Origin of the sequence: Acidovorax sp. A1169 (assembly GCF_030704685.1) — a bacterium.
In the GTDB taxonomy this organism is placed as follows: Bacteria; Pseudomonadota; Gammaproteobacteria; order Burkholderiales; family Burkholderiaceae_C; genus Acidovorax.
The window spans coordinates 328,329-345,781 of sequence record NZ_JAUZDX010000005.1; the positions used below are offsets into that span (position 1 = coordinate 328,329).

At 63.8% G+C, this 17,453-nt stretch carries 13 protein-coding genes; 2 read left to right on the forward strand and 11 right to left on the reverse strand.

Features of this window, described 5'->3' with window-relative positions:
- Positions 1-2: 2 nt before the first annotated feature.
- From QYL93_RS11745 to QYL93_RS11760, 4 genes are read right to left on the reverse strand one after another with little or no spacing between them, the layout of a single operon-like run.
- Positions 3-287, reverse strand: coding sequence for a DUF3325 domain-containing protein (locus QYL93_RS11745; protein WP_305743788.1), 285 nt, complete (start codon positions 285-287; stop codon positions 3-5).
- Positions 287-1,939 (reverse strand): PepSY domain-containing protein, encoded by a 1,653-nt coding sequence (locus QYL93_RS11750; RefSeq protein ID WP_305743789.1) that lies wholly within the window; start codon positions 1,937-1,939, stop codon positions 287-289. Before QYL93_RS11750 ends, QYL93_RS11745 begins: the two co-directional genes overlap by 1 nt.
- Positions 1,936-2,238, reverse strand: coding sequence for a DUF3649 domain-containing protein (locus tag QYL93_RS11755; protein WP_305743790.1), 303 nt, complete (start codon positions 2,236-2,238; stop codon positions 1,936-1,938). The genes QYL93_RS11750 and QYL93_RS11755 overlap by 4 nt, the downstream gene beginning before the upstream one ends.
- A gap of 26 nt (positions 2,239-2,264) precedes the next feature.
- Positions 2,265-4,439, reverse strand: coding sequence for a TonB-dependent siderophore receptor (locus tag QYL93_RS11760; protein ID WP_305743791.1), 2,175 nt, complete (start codon positions 4,437-4,439; stop codon positions 2,265-2,267).
- Positions 4,440-4,974: 535 nt separating this feature from the next.
- Here QYL93_RS11760 and QYL93_RS11765 point away from each other — a divergent pair.
- The gene (locus tag QYL93_RS11765; protein WP_305743792.1) at positions 4,975-5,514 is read left to right on the forward strand and encodes a DUF3016 domain-containing protein; all 540 of its coding nucleotides are present in this window, start codon (positions 4,975-4,977) and stop codon (positions 5,512-5,514) included.
- A gap of 116 nt (positions 5,515-5,630) precedes the next feature.
- On the opposite strand, the gene QYL93_RS11770 is transcribed toward QYL93_RS11765, so the two are convergent.
- The 4 genes from QYL93_RS11770 to QYL93_RS11785 all read right to left on the reverse strand — a co-directional run bounded on the left by QYL93_RS11770 (position 5,631) and on the right by QYL93_RS11785 (position 12,089).
- Positions 5,631-9,677, reverse strand: a complete 4,047-nt coding sequence (locus QYL93_RS11770; protein ID WP_305743793.1) for a PAS domain-containing protein — start codon at positions 9,675-9,677, stop codon at positions 5,631-5,633.
- 7 nt (positions 9,678-9,684) lie between these two features.
- On the reverse strand, positions 9,685-10,614 hold the full coding sequence (locus tag QYL93_RS11775; RefSeq protein ID WP_305743794.1) for an ABC transporter substrate-binding protein: 930 nt from the start codon (positions 10,612-10,614) through the stop codon (positions 9,685-9,687).
- 315 nt (positions 10,615-10,929) lie between these two features.
- A complete protein-coding gene (locus QYL93_RS11780; RefSeq protein WP_305743795.1) occupies positions 10,930-11,094 on the reverse strand; it encodes a hypothetical protein in 165 nt (54 codons plus the stop codon).
- Complete coding sequence (locus tag QYL93_RS11785) at positions 11,091-12,089, reverse strand: diguanylate cyclase domain-containing protein (protein ID WP_305743796.1); 999 nt, start codon at positions 12,087-12,089, stop codon at positions 11,091-11,093. The genes QYL93_RS11780 and QYL93_RS11785 overlap by 4 nt, the downstream gene beginning before the upstream one ends.
- A 293-nt stretch (positions 12,090-12,382) precedes the next feature.
- On the opposite strand from QYL93_RS11785, the gene QYL93_RS11790 reads away from it, so the two are divergent.
- Positions 12,383-14,932, forward strand: coding sequence for an EAL domain-containing protein (locus tag QYL93_RS11790; protein ID WP_305743797.1), 2,550 nt, complete (start codon positions 12,383-12,385; stop codon positions 14,930-14,932).
- A gap of 73 nt (positions 14,933-15,005) precedes the next feature.
- On the opposite strand, the gene QYL93_RS11795 is transcribed toward QYL93_RS11790, so the two are convergent.
- The 3 genes from QYL93_RS11795 to QYL93_RS11805 are packed head-to-tail and all read right to left on the reverse strand — an operon-like array spanning position 15,006 to position 17,386.
- Entirely contained in the window at positions 15,006-15,380 is a 375-nt protein-coding gene (locus QYL93_RS11795) for a response regulator (protein ID WP_305743798.1), read from the reverse strand.
- Positions 15,377-15,874 carry a GAF domain-containing protein gene (locus QYL93_RS11800; protein WP_305743799.1) on the reverse strand — a complete coding sequence of 166 codons (498 nt, stop codon included), beginning with the start codon at positions 15,872-15,874 and terminating at the stop codon, positions 15,377-15,379. The genes QYL93_RS11795 and QYL93_RS11800 overlap by 4 nt, the downstream gene beginning before the upstream one ends.
- A gap of 51 nt (positions 15,875-15,925) precedes the next feature.
- Positions 15,926-17,386 carry a chemotaxis protein CheW gene (locus tag QYL93_RS11805; protein ID WP_305743800.1) on the reverse strand — a complete coding sequence of 487 codons (1,461 nt, stop codon included), beginning with the start codon at positions 17,384-17,386 and terminating at the stop codon, positions 15,926-15,928.
- Positions 17,387-17,453 lie beyond the last annotated feature (67 nt).

The window sequence follows — 17,453 nt, forward strand, 5'->3', positions numbered from 1 at the left end:
GTTCAGCGTTTGCCGATGATGCGACCGCGCACGATCAGCGCACCCAGCACGATGCCGGCGGCCAGGCTGGTGTGGCCGCTGTAGCTCACCAGCCCCATGCCCCAGCCCTGCGCCTGCACGATGATGGCCATCGCCAGGGCCAGGGCGCCCCAGCCCGCGATGCGCAACAGCCAGGTGGCGCGTGGCGCCAGCGCTTGGCCGAACAGCTCGTCCTGCGGGCGTTCCGTCCCCAGTGCCAGCGCCGCGAAGGCGGCCAGGCAGGTCACGAAGGTGAGCAGATGGTGCATCACGCGCGCCCCTGGGGCATGGCAGAGCCGGTGGGTGCGGATGGCGCTGGTGCCCGTGCCGCCCGGCGCCTGGGCCCCTGGTGGCGCGCCGTGCGCACCGCCAGCCACACGTGCAGGCCGGCCAGCACCCAGAGCATGAGCTCGAAGCCGGCAAACACCCAATCACCCTCGGCCAGGCTGCGCCACAGGGGGCGTTCTGTGGTCAGTGCGCTGACCAGGGGCAGCAGGGCCAGCGCGGCCGCGCCGATCCAGAACTGCTCAATCCAGGCGCGGCGCGAGGGGCGCAGCATGGCGTGCGCCAGCGTCAGTGCCCAGACGATGAAGAACACATGCACCTCCCAGGCGGTGCGCTCGGCCATGCCTTGCGGCAGCAGGCGGTTGCCCCAGAGGAAGCCGGCCATGGCAATCGACAGGCCTGCGACGCTGGCGATATTGAGCTTTTCCACCAGGCGAAAGCCGAAGTGCGGCTGCGCAAGATCGCCCAGCTTCTGGCGGCGCTTGACAGTCCACATGACCAAGCCCGTGCCCACCATCGCGGTGCCCGCCAGGCTCACGATGAAGTACATCCAGCGCATGTGCAGGTCACTGAAGCGCCCCAGGTGCAGCGAGTACAGCACGCCACGCGTCTCGGCTGCGGGGCCCACGCCCTCCTTGACCTCCAGCAGCTTGCCGCTCACGCCGTCGAACAGCATGTACTGGGGGCTCATGGTGACGCGACCCTCTTCACCCCGCGTCACGCTCACGCGCGCCGCCGCGTCGCCGGCATTGGTGGCGGTGACGCGGCCCAGGTTGCCCTCGCCCCAGCGCGCCTGGGCCTGGCGCACCATGTCGTCCACCGGCGCCAGCGGTGCTGGCTGGCCCGTGGGCTTGACGGGCTGGATGAAGGCGCTGAGCTGCGACGTGAGCTCCTGGCGCTGCGCCGGTGTCTTGTACGCCGCCTGCTCGCCGAACGGCATGTACAGCGCCATCAGCGTGATCAGGCCGGTGTAGGTGATCATGAAGTGGAACGGCAGCCCGAACACCGACAGCGCGTTGTGCGCATCAAGCCACGAGCGCTGGCCCTTGCCCCAGCGGAAGGTGAAGAAGTCGGTGAAGATCTTCTTGTGCGTGATGACCCCGCTGACGATGGCCACCAGCATGAACATGGCGCAAAAGCCCGCCAGCCAGCGCCCCCACCGCACGGGCATGTAGTGGAACTGGAAGTGGAAGCGATAGAAGAAATCGCCGCCCACCGTCTCGCGCGAGGCAACCTTCTCCCCCGTCAAGGGGTCGAAGTTGGCGTTGCCAAAATTCCGCCCGTTCGCGGCCGGGCCCTGCCCGGGTGGCAGGCGCCAGAAGCTGTCCACCGTGGTGTAGCGCTCATCGGGCAGGCGCATGCTCCACTGCGACGCATTGGGGACCAGTTGGACAAGCCGGTTGGCGACGCGCTGGGCCGACTCGGCCGCATCGGGCACCACCGCGCGGTGCGGCAGCTCGGGCCGCATCCACTGCGAGATCTCGTCCTTGAAGTAGCTCACGGTGCCCGTGAGAAACATCGCATACAGGAACCAGCCACACAACAGGCCGGCCCAGGTGTGCAGGTCCGACATGGTCTGGCGAATGCCCGGCGCCTTGGGCTCGTCCACCGCTGCGTCGTTGTTGTTCGTCGTCATTGGGAAGCTCCTGCAGAGGACCACGCGGTCCATGCGGCCAGCAGCAGCGGCACCGCCGCCACCACCAGGCCAACCCAGGCGCGCCACGCGCTGCGCACGGCAAACACCCAGATCACCGCACACGTATAGATGGCGAAGCTGGCCAGCATGCCCGTGATCACGGCCTGCGCCCGGGCCATGGGCAGGGCCAGCACCGCCACGCTGAACAGCGCCGCCAGCACATAGCCGCCGCCGATGGCCGCAACGATGCGCGACACCAGCGGCCCGGCGCGCCAGATACCGCGCAGCACGGGCATCATGGCAAGACTCCGGTCACGCACATACGTCAGAAGTCCACTGCGGCCGACAGCATCAGCGTGCGGGGCGCGCCCACGGTCACGTAGTTGCTGATGACCCAGTAGTTCTTGTCGCTCACGTTCTCCAGGTTGGCGCGCAGCACCACGGGCTTGCCGGCCACCTTGGTGGCGTAGCGGGCACCGATGTCCAGGCGCGTCCAGGCGGGCACGCGCAGGCGGTTGGTGGCGTCGGCGTACATGCCGGAGGTGTTGATCACGCGGCCGTTCACGCTCAGGCCCTGCAGCGGCGTATCCCAGTCCAGGCCCAGGTTGAAGGTGCGGTCCGGCACGCCTGCCGCATCGTTGCCCTGGTTCACGCCACCGGCGGTGCGCGTGAGCTTGGCGGTGTTGAACGAGGCGCTGGCCATGGCACGCAGGCCGCGCTGGATTTCGCCATAGGCCGTCAGCTCCAGGCCGCGGTTGCGCTGCTCGCCACCAAAGCTGTAGCGGTTGGTGGCCGGGTCGGTCAGGGCGCTGGGGCGCTTGATCTGGTAGATGGCGGCCTGGGTGGTCAGTTGGCCCCAGTCGATCTTCAAGCCCACTTCGTTCTGCTTGGACTTTTGCGGCGCAAACGTCTCGCCCGCATTCGCCGTGCCGGGCCCGGCCGTGCCGCCACGGGTCAGGCCCGCGGTGTAGTTGGTGTAGACCGAGATGTTCTTCGTCGGTTTGATCACCAGACCCGCCAGCGGCGTCACGGCACTGGCCTTGTAGTAGCCGGTGCCTGCGCCGGTGTTGACGTTGAAGCTGCCCTGTTCGATGGTCTGGTCACGCACGCCCAGCGTCAGCAGGTAGCGGCCGTTGTCGAACGACATGGTGTCGGCCAGCGCCAGGCTGTGCTGCTTGAGCTCGCTGCTCTTGCTCGGGTTGCCGCGCGGGAAGTTGATGGTCGGCAGCGGTGCGGGGTTGTAGATGTTGGATGGGGCGTAGGTGCTGGTCAGCTGGTAGAAGTAGCCGATCTCCTGGTCCAGGTAGTTCGTGGCCAGGGCCACGGTGTGGCCGATGCCACCGGTCTGGAATTTCGTGCGCAAGCCCGCGTCCATCGACGAGGTCTTGTTGTAGGCATCGTAGTAGCCGTTGGCCACCGTGAAGTTGCCCAGAGCGTCAACGCGCAGCCCGGCGGTCGGGAAATTCTGCTCGTTGGTGTTGTGGGTGTAGCCCACGCCACCGTACACGGTGGTGCTGTCGTTGATGTCGTATTCCAGGCGCGACATCACGGTGCGCATGTCATCCGTCAGGTTGGCACCGGGGTAGATGCTGGTGCGGGCGTCTGGCGCAGCAGGCATCTGCGTGACACCCGCGCGGAAGGCCGTCTGGGGGCGGAACTGCCGGGTTTCGCCTTCGGTGGCGAAGGCGTCCAGCGACCAGCGCAGGCGGCTGCCGGCGTAGTCCACGCCAAGGGCTGCCACATCGGCGCGCTGGCGGCCACCGTCGACATTGCCTTCGCCGTTGCGCACCAGCGCATTGGCGCGCACGCCCCACTGGTTGTCTTCACCGAAGCGGCGGCCCACGTCCAGTTGGGCGCCGAACTGGGCCTTGCCCATGTAGCTGGTGGTCAGGCGCGTCAGCGGCGTGTCGGCCGCACGCTTGGTCACCAGGTTGATGCTGCCGCCCACGCTGCCGCTGGGGCCCACGCCGTTGGTCAGGGCGCCGGGGCCCTTGAGCACTTCCACGCGCTCGATCATTTCCAGCGGGATGCGGGTCGAGGGGCTCAGGCCGAACAAGCCGTTCAGGCTCACGTCGGTGTTGGACACCGTGAGGCCACGCACCTGGAAGTCATCGCCGTAGCCGCCGCGTGCCTGCAGGCTGCGCACAGAGGCGTCGTTCATCACCACGTCGGCCACCGTCAGGGCCTGCTGGTTCTGGATCAGCTCGTTCGTGTAGTTGGTGGTGCTGAACGGCACGTTCATCTGGTCGGTGCGGCCCAGGATGCCCAGGTCACCGCCGCGCGCGAACTGGCCGCCGTGGTAGGTCTTCTGCAGGCCGCCGATGGCCTCGGCCTGCTCGCGCACCTTCACTTCGTCGAGCGTGGTGCCGGAGCCCGCCGCAGTCTGCGCCACGGCACCCACGGCGGCAATGGCCAGCCCGGCGCCCAGGCATTGGCGGATCAGCAGGGCCAGGGGACGGGGAGCGAAGCGATGAGAAGCGCGGGCGATCGAGGAATGCATGGTGGGTGGGGCCAGGAAACAAGAAAAAGACGAGCGAACCCAAACCGGCCAGGGCCGGGTCGAATCCAGAACAGGAGGTCATACAACCAGCGGCGGTGCATTTGGGCTGCCGGGTTGATTCTAGAAACAAATCAGAACGACAACTATTCGCATTTTAATTTAGCGGCATCCGAACGGGTAGACCATCCTCGGTAAAGCCCGCCATTGGCCCATCCGTGCCGTGGCGGGAAAACCCCAATCCACCGCAATGCGAGGCCCGCCGCTACAAAATTCGCAGCAAAGTAGTTATCAATACGTTGCACCATTGCAACGCAAATGGGCATTGCGGGGCACGCAACGCCGCCTGTCTGGGGCTGTTGCACCCGGGGAAAGAAGGTCGCAGGGGTCCCTTCCACCCCGATTGGTCCCCGGAGGTAGGAGGACCGATCGACCGAGTGCTGCAATCCCTGCCGGCGGCCCGACCCATCGATGGTGGAATGGAACCACGTACCGCCGCCCTGCGTCACACTGCCAGCCATTCAAGGAGAAACGCGCCATGTCGCTGCTGCTGCCATTGCTGCCCCCACCACGCCCCGCCCGCCTTCTGGCTGCCGGCCTGCTCGCCGCCTGTGCCGCCATCACGGCGACCAGCGCGGCGGCGGGAACCGCCAGCGTCACGTTCACCGCGCCGCAAAAGTACACCGATGCCAGTTATGCGCACCCCGTGGCGAACGAATCCGACCGCGCCCAGGTGCTGCGCGACGTGGAGCAGCACCTGCAGCGCCTGGCCACGCGGGGCCTGGCGCCTACCGACACCCTCAAGGTCGATGTACTGGACATCGACCTGGCCGGCCACTTCCCGCCCATGGGCCTGGGTGGCTCGGACGTACGGGTGGTCACCGATGTCACAGGGCCGCGCATCAAGCTGCGCTACAGCCTCGTGCGCGATGACAGCGCCCCCGTGTCCGGCGGCGAAGAAGTGCTCAGCGACCTGAACTTCATGGTGCCCAGCAACCGCTATTCGAGCGGGGACCGGCTGCGGTACGAGAAGGCGTTGCTGGACCGGTGGTTTGAGAAGCGGTTTGGCAGGCAGTAGGCTTGGTGCCGTAGTGCAGCCTCGCGGGGTGGCCGAACCCTGGAATGCCGCTATTCGTGCGACATTACGCTAACCGCTGATCAGCAGCGGTTTAGCTGCTCAAGATTGCATCGGCACTAACGGTAGGTACTACCAGTTCCAAATACCATGCAGCCACTCAGAATCGAAACGGCCTGGTCAAACTCGAGGTTCTCCACATGCCCTTGGAGGCGCTGAAAGGTCAGTGCGTCGAACAAGGGGCGCAGCAAAGGCGCCAGCTTCTCGAACAAGTCCAGCCCGCCCAAGTTGGCGTCCTGCAGAGCACGCATGAGTTCGGCCAGGCGCTGGGGGTCTATCGGCGGCGCGCCAGCTTTAGTCAGTAGCGGCTCCGCCGGTGCCCGCAGCCAGTCGGCCGAGGCAGCCCGCACTTGCTCGGTCGCCTCGGCGAGCCGAGTGAGCAGGGGCGCTACCGCCTCGGTCTGATCCTGCCGGAAGGCCACCTCGACCTGCCCTGCCAGGGCAGCGATCCCCTTGGCCCCCAGTGTGGCCGCGCTGCCCTTGAGCTTGTGCATCAGTGCCGCCATTGCCTGGCGCTGCTCGGGCGCAGTTGCCGGCGCGCCCAGGCATTCCTCGCACAGCGCGAGCATGCGCTGCAGCATGCTGCGCAAGAGCTTCACGTCGCCCGCCAGCCGACGGCGTGCATCCTCGGCATCGATGCCCTCGATCTGCGGCCATCCCTGGGAGTCGCTCGCCACCTGGGCGACCACGGGGCCGACGGGCGCGCGGCCGATCAGCCGTCGCACGCCCTGCACCAGCAGCTCCGGGTCAATAGGCTTGGACAGGATGTCCTGCATCCCAGCTTCGCGTGCGCGGCGGTGTTCGCTGTCGGTATTGCCCGCGGTCAGCGCCACGACGGGTAGCCCGGCACGCTCGGTCAAGGCGCGGATGCGGCGCGTCGCCTCCAGACCGTCCATGACGGGCATCTGCACGTCCATCAGCACGATGTCGAAGTCAGCGCGCTGCTCCACCCAGCGCAACGCCTCGGCGCCGTCGCGTGCGGGCTGCACCAGCGCGCCTTCGAGCTCCAGCAAACGCCCGGCCACCTGCAGGTTGATGTCACTGTCGTCCACCAGCAGCACGCGCACTCCCTGAAGGCGCGGGCCGTCGATACTAACTTGCGCTGCGCTCGCGAGCTCAGCGGCGTCGCCAAACTCGAAAGGCAACTCCACCCAGAAACAGCTGCCCTGGCCCGGCGTGCTGTGCACGCCCACCTGTCCGCTCATCAGCTCGACCAGGTGCTTGGTGATCGACAGGCCCAGCCCCGTGCCGCCAAAGCGTCGCGTGGTGGACGCATCGGCTTGCGAGAAGGGGGCGAACAGCGTGGGCAGCACGTCTGCGGCGATGCCCACGCCGGTGTCTCTCACCTCGAAGCGCAAGCGGCACTGGCCGACCGGCGCCGCCAGCGCCTGGATGCTCAGTGCGACCAGACCGTGCTCGGTGAACTTGATCGCATTGCCCAACAGGTTGACCAGGATCTGGCGCAGCCGCGTGGGGTCGCCCAGCAAGGCATCCGGCAGCGTGGCATCAGGGGTCACGGCCAGGGCCAGGCCCTTGTTGCGGGCATGCTCCTCGAAGACCGCCTGCAGCGACGAGCTCACGTCGCGCAGGCTGAAGGTCGTGCGCTCCAGTCCCATCTCGCCGGCCTCGATCTTGGACAGGTCCAGCACGTCGTTGAGGATGCCCAGCAGCGACTTGCCCGACAGCAGGATGTTCTGAACGTAGGGTGCCTGCTCGGGGCTCAGCAGCGTGCGCTGCAGCAGGTGTGCCAGCCCAATCACTGCGTTCAGCGGCGTGCGGATCTCGTGGCTCATGTTGGCCAGAAAGGCGCTCTTGGCTGCGCTGGCGGCCTCGGCCGCGGCGGTTGCCGCGCGGAGCAGGTCGTCTGTGCGCCGGCGCTCGGTGATGTCCTGGAAGGCTCCAACCAGTTGAGCCGGCTCTCCGTGGGCGTCGAACTCAACCTCGCCCATCGCCCGCACCCAAACGGATCGGCCGGTATAGGTGATCAGGCGCAACTCCAGGTCCCAGCCTTGGCCGCTGGCGATCGCCCGGTTCACGGCATCGGTGATCAACGGACGGCTCTCGGGCGCGTAGAACGTGATGGCTGTGTCAAGCGTCGGCTCGACGTCAGCCGGCACTTCGTGGATGGCGCGCGTCTGCTCGCTCCAGTACAGCTGGCCGGCCTTTATGTCGACCCGCCAGCCTCCTACCAGGGCCATGTGCCCAACTCGCCGCAGCAGGCTCTCATTTGCTCGCAGCGCGGCTTCGGTGTCCAGCCTCTCGGTTACATCGGAGTTGACGCCGATCATACGCAGCGGTCGGCCATCGGTGTCCCGAACGACGCGGGCCATGGCTTTGAGCTGCCGCACCTCACCGCCGGGCCTGACGATACGAAACAGCGGCTCGAATTCCGCATGCCCGTCAATGGCGTCCTGGAGTGCCTTCTGGCTGCTGGCCCTGTCTTCGGGATGAACGCTTTCGCTCCACAGCGTGTAGGGTTCAAGACCGCCGGAGCGATGGCGGCCGTACAACGCATACATCTGGTCATCCCAAACAAGGGTGCCGGCTACAACGTCGTAGTCCCACACGCCGATGCCTGCGGCGCCGGCTGCCAGCTCGAAGCGTTCGTTGCTGCGCTGGACTTCCTGCGCGAGGCGCTTCTGTGCCGTGATGTCGGTGCAGATCGATACGTACTTCCGAATCGAGCCGTCGACGGTCTTCACGGGCACCATCACCGCGTAGGTCCAGTACACACTGCCATTCTTCGCGACGCCGCCGATCTCACCCTGCCAGGCCCGGCCGGCGCGCAAGGCAGGCCAGATCTCGCTGCCGAAGTTGCCCGATCCGAGCTGGGGCTGGTGCACGGCGTAGGTTTGCCCGAGCAGCTCCTCACGCGAGAACCCGGTGAGCTGGCAGACGTTGTCGTTGACCGTGATGAAGCGGCCGTCCGGGCCCATTTCGGAGAACATGGCGTACTTCTGAATCGCCACCAGCAAGGCCTCGTTCTCGCGCAAGGCGGCGGCCAGTTGCAGGCGGCCCTCTTTCAGCTCGGTGACGTCGTGAACGATGACGTAGAAGCCCTTCACCTCGTCGCCCTGGCGGTCGGGCAGATAGTGGGCCAGCGAGTGGCGTAGACCCTGGCCGTCGAGACGCGGGATAGAGCGCTCGAAGGTCTGCGGCTCGCCGCGCAGCGCCGCTTCGATATACGGCCGGTTTGACTCGAACAGCGTGGGTCCGAGCAGGTCACACATGTTGCGCCCAGGTAGGGTGCCGGGATCTACACCGAACCAGGCGTGGTAAGCCTCGTTGGCGACGCGGTTGTCTAGGTTTCGGTCCCAGTAGCCGATCATCGAGGGCACAGCGTCAAGCACGGTGCGAAGGTCTCTGCGGGTGGCTTCCAGCGCGGTCTCGCGGTCCTGCAGGGCCTGGATCATGGCGTCGAAGCTGTGCGAGAGCGAGCCGAACTCATCCCCCGCCACGTAGGCGCTGCGGGCTTGCAGCTCGCCGGCCTCGATGCGGCGCGCTGTGTCTTGCAGCGTGCGCATCGGGCGCAGCACGCGCTGCAACACCACGGCCACCAGACCTGACAGCAGTGCAGCCAGCGAAACATTCGCGGCCAACGTCGCGAAGCGCAGCCGGCGCTGTTGCTGGCTGCGCATTTCGATCAGTCGGCTGGCCATGTCGAAGGCCCCTTCGCTGATGCGGCGCGTTTCAGCCACCAGGTTGTCGGACAGCATCTGTCGCCGCGCGCCCTCGGCATCGGCGGCGCCCGCCCCGGCCGCCGATTCCAGCGCGGCAAAGAGGGGTGGCAGGCCTTCGCTTACGCCGACCAAATCGTCGATGTCCTTGTTCAGGCCCAATGCGGGGCCGTCGAGTTCGTGCAGGGTATGGGTCAGCTCGGTGTGCACGGCATGCCACTGCCGCCGCGCCCGCGCATGACCGTGCAGCAGATAGTCCTGCGTCAGAATCAGCAGACCAGCAGCGTCGCGCGAGACCTTGCCGACTGCCAGCTGCACGGTATCGATGCGTTCGTGCTGCCGTTCCAGCAACTCGACGGCGACTTGGTGCACGACCACCAGCCCGAAGGCCAGTGTCATGCCCCACAACATCAGGCGGCGGACTTGCAAGCTCGGCTCACTTGATGACGTTCACCGCGCGCGGGGCGAGCTTCTTCAGCGGTTCGGTGCGCACCAGGTCCAGGTAGTCGGGTATCTCGCCGGCAGGCACCAGCCGTCGACGCAACGCCCAGCGGGCCTCGGCCTCCAGAGTGGTGATCAGTGACTGCGACAGCTGCAACCGGAACTCGAAGCCGTCCCAGGTCTTTGCCAGGTCCTCCACAGAAACCTTGAGCGCCTTGGCCACGATGGCACGGGCGCGCTCGGGTTCGCGCTGCAGCAGGACCGAGGCGCGCTGCACGGCCCGCAGCAGCTTAATGGCATCGTCGTCGCTGACACCCTGGCTGGCTGGGCGGCTGACAATGTTGAAGGTGACGCTGAAGAATGCAGGGCCGGGCATCAACCTGCCCTGCGGCCCCAGCCGATTCAACGCGTCCGTGACATGGGTACCGAACAGCGCCGCTGCATCCACCTCGCCACGCACCAGGGCACCGACAGGGTCCTTGGGCTCCAGGGGCTGCTCGGTCACGTTGTCGATCTTCACCCCGTGGAAGAGCATGAAGGTGTCGGCAAAGTAGTGTCCGCTGGTGCCCGGGATGACGCCCAGCCGTTTGCCTTGCAGGTCGGCGGGTTGAAGGATGCTTCGGTCGGTGCGCGCCACGATCTGGTTCTCGCGCCCTGATACTGTTGTAGTGGCCAGGATGCCGAAGTCGCGCCGGGTGAACCCGGCCAGCATGATGGGCGTGTCGGCCACGGTAGCGAAGTGCGCCTCGCCGGCCAGCAGCCGTTCCAGGCAGATCCGCCCGACCGGGTAGTGCTTGATGTTCAGGGCCAGGCCCTCGGTCGCGAAGTATCCCTCGGCCTCAGCGATGAGCACTGGGGCCGAGTAAGGGATGTCGGCCACTGCCAGCGTCAACGTCGCAGCGCGGCTGGCACCGGCCAACACCACCAGCCCCACCAAGCACACCGCAAACCAGAACCTGTTCGGTCCTCTTCCCTGACTCGGTCGATTTGAAGTTCGCAAAGCCTTTGCTCCTAGAAAGCGATTATGGGCGGGCCCCTGCGCCCGGCCCGCGCCGAAGTGGCCTTAAAACTGCACCTGTTCGGACCTCCCTGTAGGGGCACGCCGACGTCTGCAGCGTCTGACGTATCACCGACGGCGGATCACCATCGGTCCGCACAATGTCCTTGAACGCCGAAACGTTGACTGGCATGACGCGCCAGCTTAGGCCAAAGGCGCAGGCGCTGGAGAATTTCTTGTCGCCTAGCTGCTTCTCGCATAGCGCTTGCCCTGCGCCGGTGTGGGAAGCCCGTTCTGGGGCACAACGATGCCGCGCAGGCCGAACTCGAAGCGGCCGCAATAGGCCGCGGCCAGAGCCGCCTGCGTGCAGAACAATCCCACGCGGAGGGCCGTGCCCGGCATCTTCATGAATAGCGCTCCGCGGAATCGAGATTGGCGCGCAGGCCTTCGCCAGATTGCGGTGAGACGGCCCCCGGCGGCGGTTCTATCGTCCGTGCCATTCCCCTGCCTTGATGTTTGGCAAGGTACAGCGCACGGTCGGCTCGTCGCATCAGGTCGGCGCTGTCTGGCTCGCCAACGGCTGCGTTGCCTTGCTGCTCCGTCGATTCGTCCGAAGAGGCCACACCAATGCTGACCGAGACAATGCCGTCTGCGACTCCTCCCTCATGGGGCAAGTGAAGCTCGAGTACGGCCTGGAGCAGGCGCTCAGCTACGAGACAGCCGCCGTCCCGGGTGGTGTTGGGCAGCAGCACGGCGAACTCCTCGCCGCCGTACCGGGCTACCATGTCCGTTGGGCGCAATAATGCGCCACGGAGCGCCTGCGCGACGCGGTTCAAGCACACGTCGCCGGCTGGATGGCCGTAACGGTCGTTGTAGTCCTTGAAGTGGTCGATATCCACCATGAGGCAGCACAGCGGCTGGGTCTCTCGGAGCGAGCGCGCCCATTCCCGGGCCAGCGCCGCGTCGAACGCGCGGCGATTGGGCAGCTCGGTCAGCGCATCGGTGTTGGCCAGGCGGCGCAACTCATCAGACATCTGCTTGAGACGCAAGTGGGTTGTGACGCGAGCGCGCAGAATATGTTCGCTGACAGGCTTGTGGATGAAGTCGGCAGCGCCCACGCTGAAGCCCAGCATTTCATGATCGAGGTCGGTGTGTGACGTCACGAAGATCACTGGCACCTCGCTCAAGTCCGGTGCGGCCTTGAGCGCGACGCAGGTGTCAAAGCCGTTCATGCCAGGCATCTCGGCGTCCAGCAGGATCAGGTCGGGACGTTCGGCATGGGCCTGCCGCAGCGCGGCCTCCCCGCTGGTGGCAAAGCGTATGCGCCCCAGATCACCCAGTAGCCGACCCATCAGCTGAATCAGCGTCGGGTCGTCGTCAACCAGCAGCAGCGAAGGAGGCATGCGTGTCTGGACTCCATATTGATCGGGTTTGCCGGGCTCGGCTACTTTATACGCCACGCACCAGTCTCTTCGCCGCTGCCATGCTCTCCACCCAGCGGCTGGATGTTTACACGATAGCCTAATAACTTCGCTATCCGCAAGGACTGTTTACCCTGTCAGCCAGCAAATCGAGGTGCGCCCCGCAGTTAGCGGCGACCGCACCTAGGACACTCCGCATGCTGCGAAATTGAAAAGATGATGCACACTGAAAGGAGGAAGCTGAACACCGACGTCTTATAAAGTGGCATCCCTCCATGTCTACCAAAGCAACGCCTGATCATGAGCATTCTGACGATCAGGCGGCACATATTCTGATAGTGGACGATGACGTCGTCTGTGTGCGCACGTTGCATGCAGTCGTCAAAGAGCTGGGTGTCGTGTCATTCACGACCCAGGCAACTGAGGTCATGGGTCTGGCAAAGCAACTGCGGCCCAGCGTGGTGCTTTTGGATATTTCCATGCCGGAGCGCGACGGCTATCAGCTGTGTTCAGACCTGAAATCCTGCACCGAAACGCAGGACGCTGCCATCATTTTCATTACCAGTAACGATGACCTGGAACATGAACTCAAGGCATTTGAGGTGGGCGCATCAGACTTTGTGACCAAGCCGTTCAACGTCCAGCTGGTAAGAGCCCGGGTACAGGTTCAGCTGGCCCTTCGCCGTGAGCAACAAAGGCTTCTGAGGGCGCAGCGAGACCTGGCCCACGTGATCAGGAACGTACCGGGGCACGTTACGTTCTGGGATGGCGGTCTCCTGTGCCAGCTGTGCAACGACCATGACGGGCGCTGGTTTGGTGTTCCGTCTGGTGGATTCAGGGGGAAGCCGATTGGGGAGGTTTTTGGTGATCGGGTCGCAGAGAGCCTTCTGCCTCTGCTTCGCAATTTGATGCAACTGGCCGGAAGCCAAGGGCATGCCACCCAGTCCACCCTCGCAATGACATACCGAGCCAGCGACGGCAGCAGACGCCACATCCACGCTTCAGCGGCACTGCGGCCGGATGCCCAAAACAATTGGGGTGCTTTGCTCCTGATCACGGACGTGACTGAAGTCACTGAGGCCCAAGCTGCATTGGGTGCGGAGCGAGAACGTGCGCAGGTGATTCTCAGGTCCATCGGCGACAGCGTGATTGCAACGGATGCCTTCGGCCGCATCACCTATGTGAACCCGGTGGCGGAGACAATGACCGAATGGGATATGGCAGATGCCGTTGGGCAGCCAATAGAGACCATCATGCCTCTTTTGAGCGATGGGGAGGACTCTCCGCTCCAGAATCCGATCCGTATCGCGCTCAGGCAGCAAAGAAAGGTCGGAATGGCGCTGGATACCTTGCTCGTTACCCGCAACGGCAACAAGGTGCATGTCGAAGACTCTGCCTCCCCTATCCGAGATGTTGAAGGCAACATCACTGGCGCAGTGATTGTTTTTCATGACGTGAGCGAAACACGCGCCATGGCCATCAAGATGACCCATCTGGCGCAGCACGACCAGCTCACAGACCTGCCCAACCGCCTGCTTTTGGCAGACCGGATAACACAGGCAATTCGGTCAGCCGTGGCAACGCGCAACTCGCTGGCGCTGATGATTGTGGATCTGGACCATTTCAAATTCGTCAACGACTCGTACGGCCACCACATCGGTGACTCGATCCTGCGCGTCGTGGCAGAGCGGCTGAAAGCGGCCTTTGCCAGCAACGCCACGGTCAGCAGGCAGGGTGGCGACGAGTTCATGATTTTGCTGCCTGAAATCCAATCAGCTGAGCACGCACGCATTGCTGCTCAAGCCGCCATTGACGTCGTGTCGGCAGCCATTGCAATCGAGGGTATCGATTTCCATGTTGGTTGCAGTGTGGGCATCAGTGTGTACCCGGACGACGCGTTGACGCGAGAGGATCTCATGCGACACGCTGATTCGGCACTTTACCGATCCAAATCCGATGGGCGCAGCCGGTACAGCTTTCACTCGGCCTCCATAGAGCACATGCTGATGCAACGCAGCCGAACAGGAAAAACCCTCCGCGCAGCCATTGACAGCGGCAGGGTTGAGGTCCATTACCAACCACAGATTGACGTGCCAAGCCAAAGGGTGGACACCGTCGAAGCCCTTGTCCGGCTTCGCGATGAAGCTGGCAATTTGATTCCCCCTTCAGAATTTATTGCCTACGCGGAGGAGACGGGACTGATCATTCCCTTGAGCCGTGCGGTTCTCGCGGATGCCTGCAAACAGATCACGGCAGCTCGACTATTGGGCTACAAACTTCATGTTGCCATCAATGTTTCCATCGTCCAGTTCGCACAACCGGATTATTTCGAATCGCTGTGCGAACAGTGCAGAATTCATGGCGTGGAGCCAGAGTGCATTGAGTTGGAGATCACGGAAGGTTTGCTGATGCGTGACGCGGACAACCTACGACACCTTCTGGAGCGCCTGAGGAAGCGCGGCTTCAGAGTCTCGCTGGATGATTTTGGGACAGGTTATTCGAGCTTGGCATACCTCAGCCAGCTACCCATTGATGTACTCAAAATAGACAGGTCATTCGTGTCGAACCTGACGACGTCGAGCCAAAGCGTGTCCATTGCCACCGCCATCATCCAGTTGGGCAGGAGCTTGCATATGGGGCTGATTGCAGAAGGCGTGGAAACACAGGAACAATCGGACATGTTGCTCGCGATGGGCTGTCACACCATGCAAGGGTACCTGTACAGCAAACCAATTCCGGGAGATGCTTTAGCTGCGTGGATGCGAGGTCGAATCGATGCGGCGTCAGAGCAAATTCGCAATGTGTCGGGGCCGATGCAATCGTGACCAGGGGAGATTCACAATGCTGAGGCCATCCTAAAATGGCCGGTGACTGTGCCGAGCTTGCGCTGGAGCCTGGTCATTTTGGCACTACTATGGCTTTGAGAAGATCGCTGATGCGTAGCGGTTTAGTGAGCACGCACTGAACCTGCAGTTCCTGAAGGCGTGAGGCTTCGCCGGGCAATAAATCTGCGGCTAAAACAACGATCCTCAGGTCATTAGGGGGCGCCAATTGGCTCCGCCTGATGTCGCTTATCAAATCAAGCGCTTGTTGCCCTTCCTGCAGGTCCAACACAAGTCCTGCGAAGGTGTCCGTCATCAGCAGCGTCCGGGCGCGGCCCACACTGCTCGCCTCGTGGAAGTCAACTATGCCAAGATCACGACCCACCATGGCAATGGTGCGCCGTAACACAAACTGTGGCTCCACCAGCAGAACCCGACTCAGCGTTGTCATTCCTCGCCCTCTTTTCCAGACAGGGTCTCATTCGCTAATTTGCGCAGGGCATCCAGAATCGCCAGTTCCACCTGATCCAACTTGCGCGGCTTGGTGTCAATCACGCACAGCGTACCAATGTTATGGCCGCGGGTATCCTGGAGTGGGGCGCCGGCATAAAACCGGATGTTGGGCTCACCTGTCACAAGAGGGTTGTCAAAAAATCGAGGGTCGACGCTAGCGTCCTCGATAACAAAAAGCTCAGACTTCATGATCGCGTGCCCGCAAAAGGAGATGTCGCGGGTGGTCTCGGCAACCTCAAGGCCTATGCGCGACTTGAACCACTGTCGTTGACCATCCACCAGAGTCAGAAGGGCAATTGGGACATTCAACTGTTCGGCTGCGAAGCGGGCGAGCCTGTCGTACCGCTCCTCCGGGGGCGTGTCGAGCAGCAAAAGCTCACGCAGCGCAGTCAGTCGATCGGCTTCATCGGCGGGTATCGGTGCGGGTGTCATCGTCAATCCTGAGTTGTATTCAGCGGTGAGGGGACGGATAGATCCTCTTGCTCACCCCAGCATATGCGCCATCTGGGCCAAGTCCACCACCACGAGGTTGGCGTGCTCCACCGTGCCTTTCGCATTGATCAACCCAAACTCCCCGAGGGCACCCATGCGCATGCCGCTGCGTCGTGCGCTGTGTGCGGGCAACCAGTCGGTCAGGCCGTTGACGGCTATTCCGATGGGTTGGACCATGTCTCCTGGCGCCTGCACGATCACTGCCAGAAGGGGGGCCGTGTGCGCCACAGACTTGGCTATGGCGGGCAGGTTGACGAGACGAATGGTCTGACCACGCCAAGCCAGGAAGGCAGGGCTTCCCGAACGAAGATCCTCCCTGGCCTGCGAAGACAACTCCACCACCCCCCAAATCCCCTCCACCGGCGTTGCATAGCGCTGACCCGCGTCGAACACCAGATAAGGCAAAGGCTCGGTCTCTTCGGACTGCGGGTTAAGGCCTTGGGACCCCGTTGCCCCTGAACCATTTCGACTGATAGACGCCTCGGGCGTCACCGCAAAGAGCTTGGCCACATCAAGAACCTGCTGCTTGGTGCCATCTTGTGACAAAGCTACACCGGCCAACAACGCATCGTTGGGCATGATTGCTACTGCGACCTGTGGTAAGTCCAAAAACTGTATGCACTCCGACACCGTCAGCCCGAGCAGGAGCGGCCCATGGCTCAAAAGTACCATCCACGGCGCTGCTTCCCGGTCACTGGCTTGTCGGCCTTCGCTTATGTCTACCAAGGCAAGCTTGCGCCCCTGCCACTGACCAATGGCCCAGCTGCGACCACTGGGCCCTAGCGCCAGCTCGGTGTCGGGCACGGGCACCACACGCTCCACTGCGTTCACGGCGACCGCCCATCGCTCCTGACCTATTCGGAAGACCGCGTAGCGTTGTGTTTTGCTGCCTTGTGTTGAGGTCCGGGCTTCAGAAGTGTCAGCTGCCACTGATGCGGCCGGGGCCAATTGTGCTTGTTCGCACCAAATCTTTCCAAGCCGCATCAGGCGCGCCACTTCCAAAATGCACAAAGCTGGACCGCTCGATGACGCTGGTACCACAGACTCGAACAGCTCGGTGTCATCCTGCTCATGGTGCACCTTTCGGATGGCCCCTAAAGCGACTGTCTTGACGCCGAGCACTGCGTCTACCCGGATGCCGACCAGCCCGTCCGCGTGCTGCAGCACAAGTAATCTTTGCAAGGCAGCAGCGTCACTCTCGGCCTCCAGAGGAACCCAGCGCTCCAGCGCGACAATCGGTACCGCCTGACCCTCGACGTCGGCGACTCCAACTAACCCACCACTGCGGCGCGGCAGGAGCGTCAGTCCCTGTGGCGGCAATGGAAGGGCCTGGCGGACTTGGTCAACAGGAATCGCGATATCACACTTCCCCACGCGTACATGCACGTGAACATGCACGTGCCGTTCCGCCGAAATAGGGGGAGTGGGTGCGGGCTGTGTCACGTCTTCCATCGTTCTGTTCAGGCCACTTTGCGCTGGCTGCCGCTACCCTGCAAGTCCTCGAGCAAGTTGGCCACAT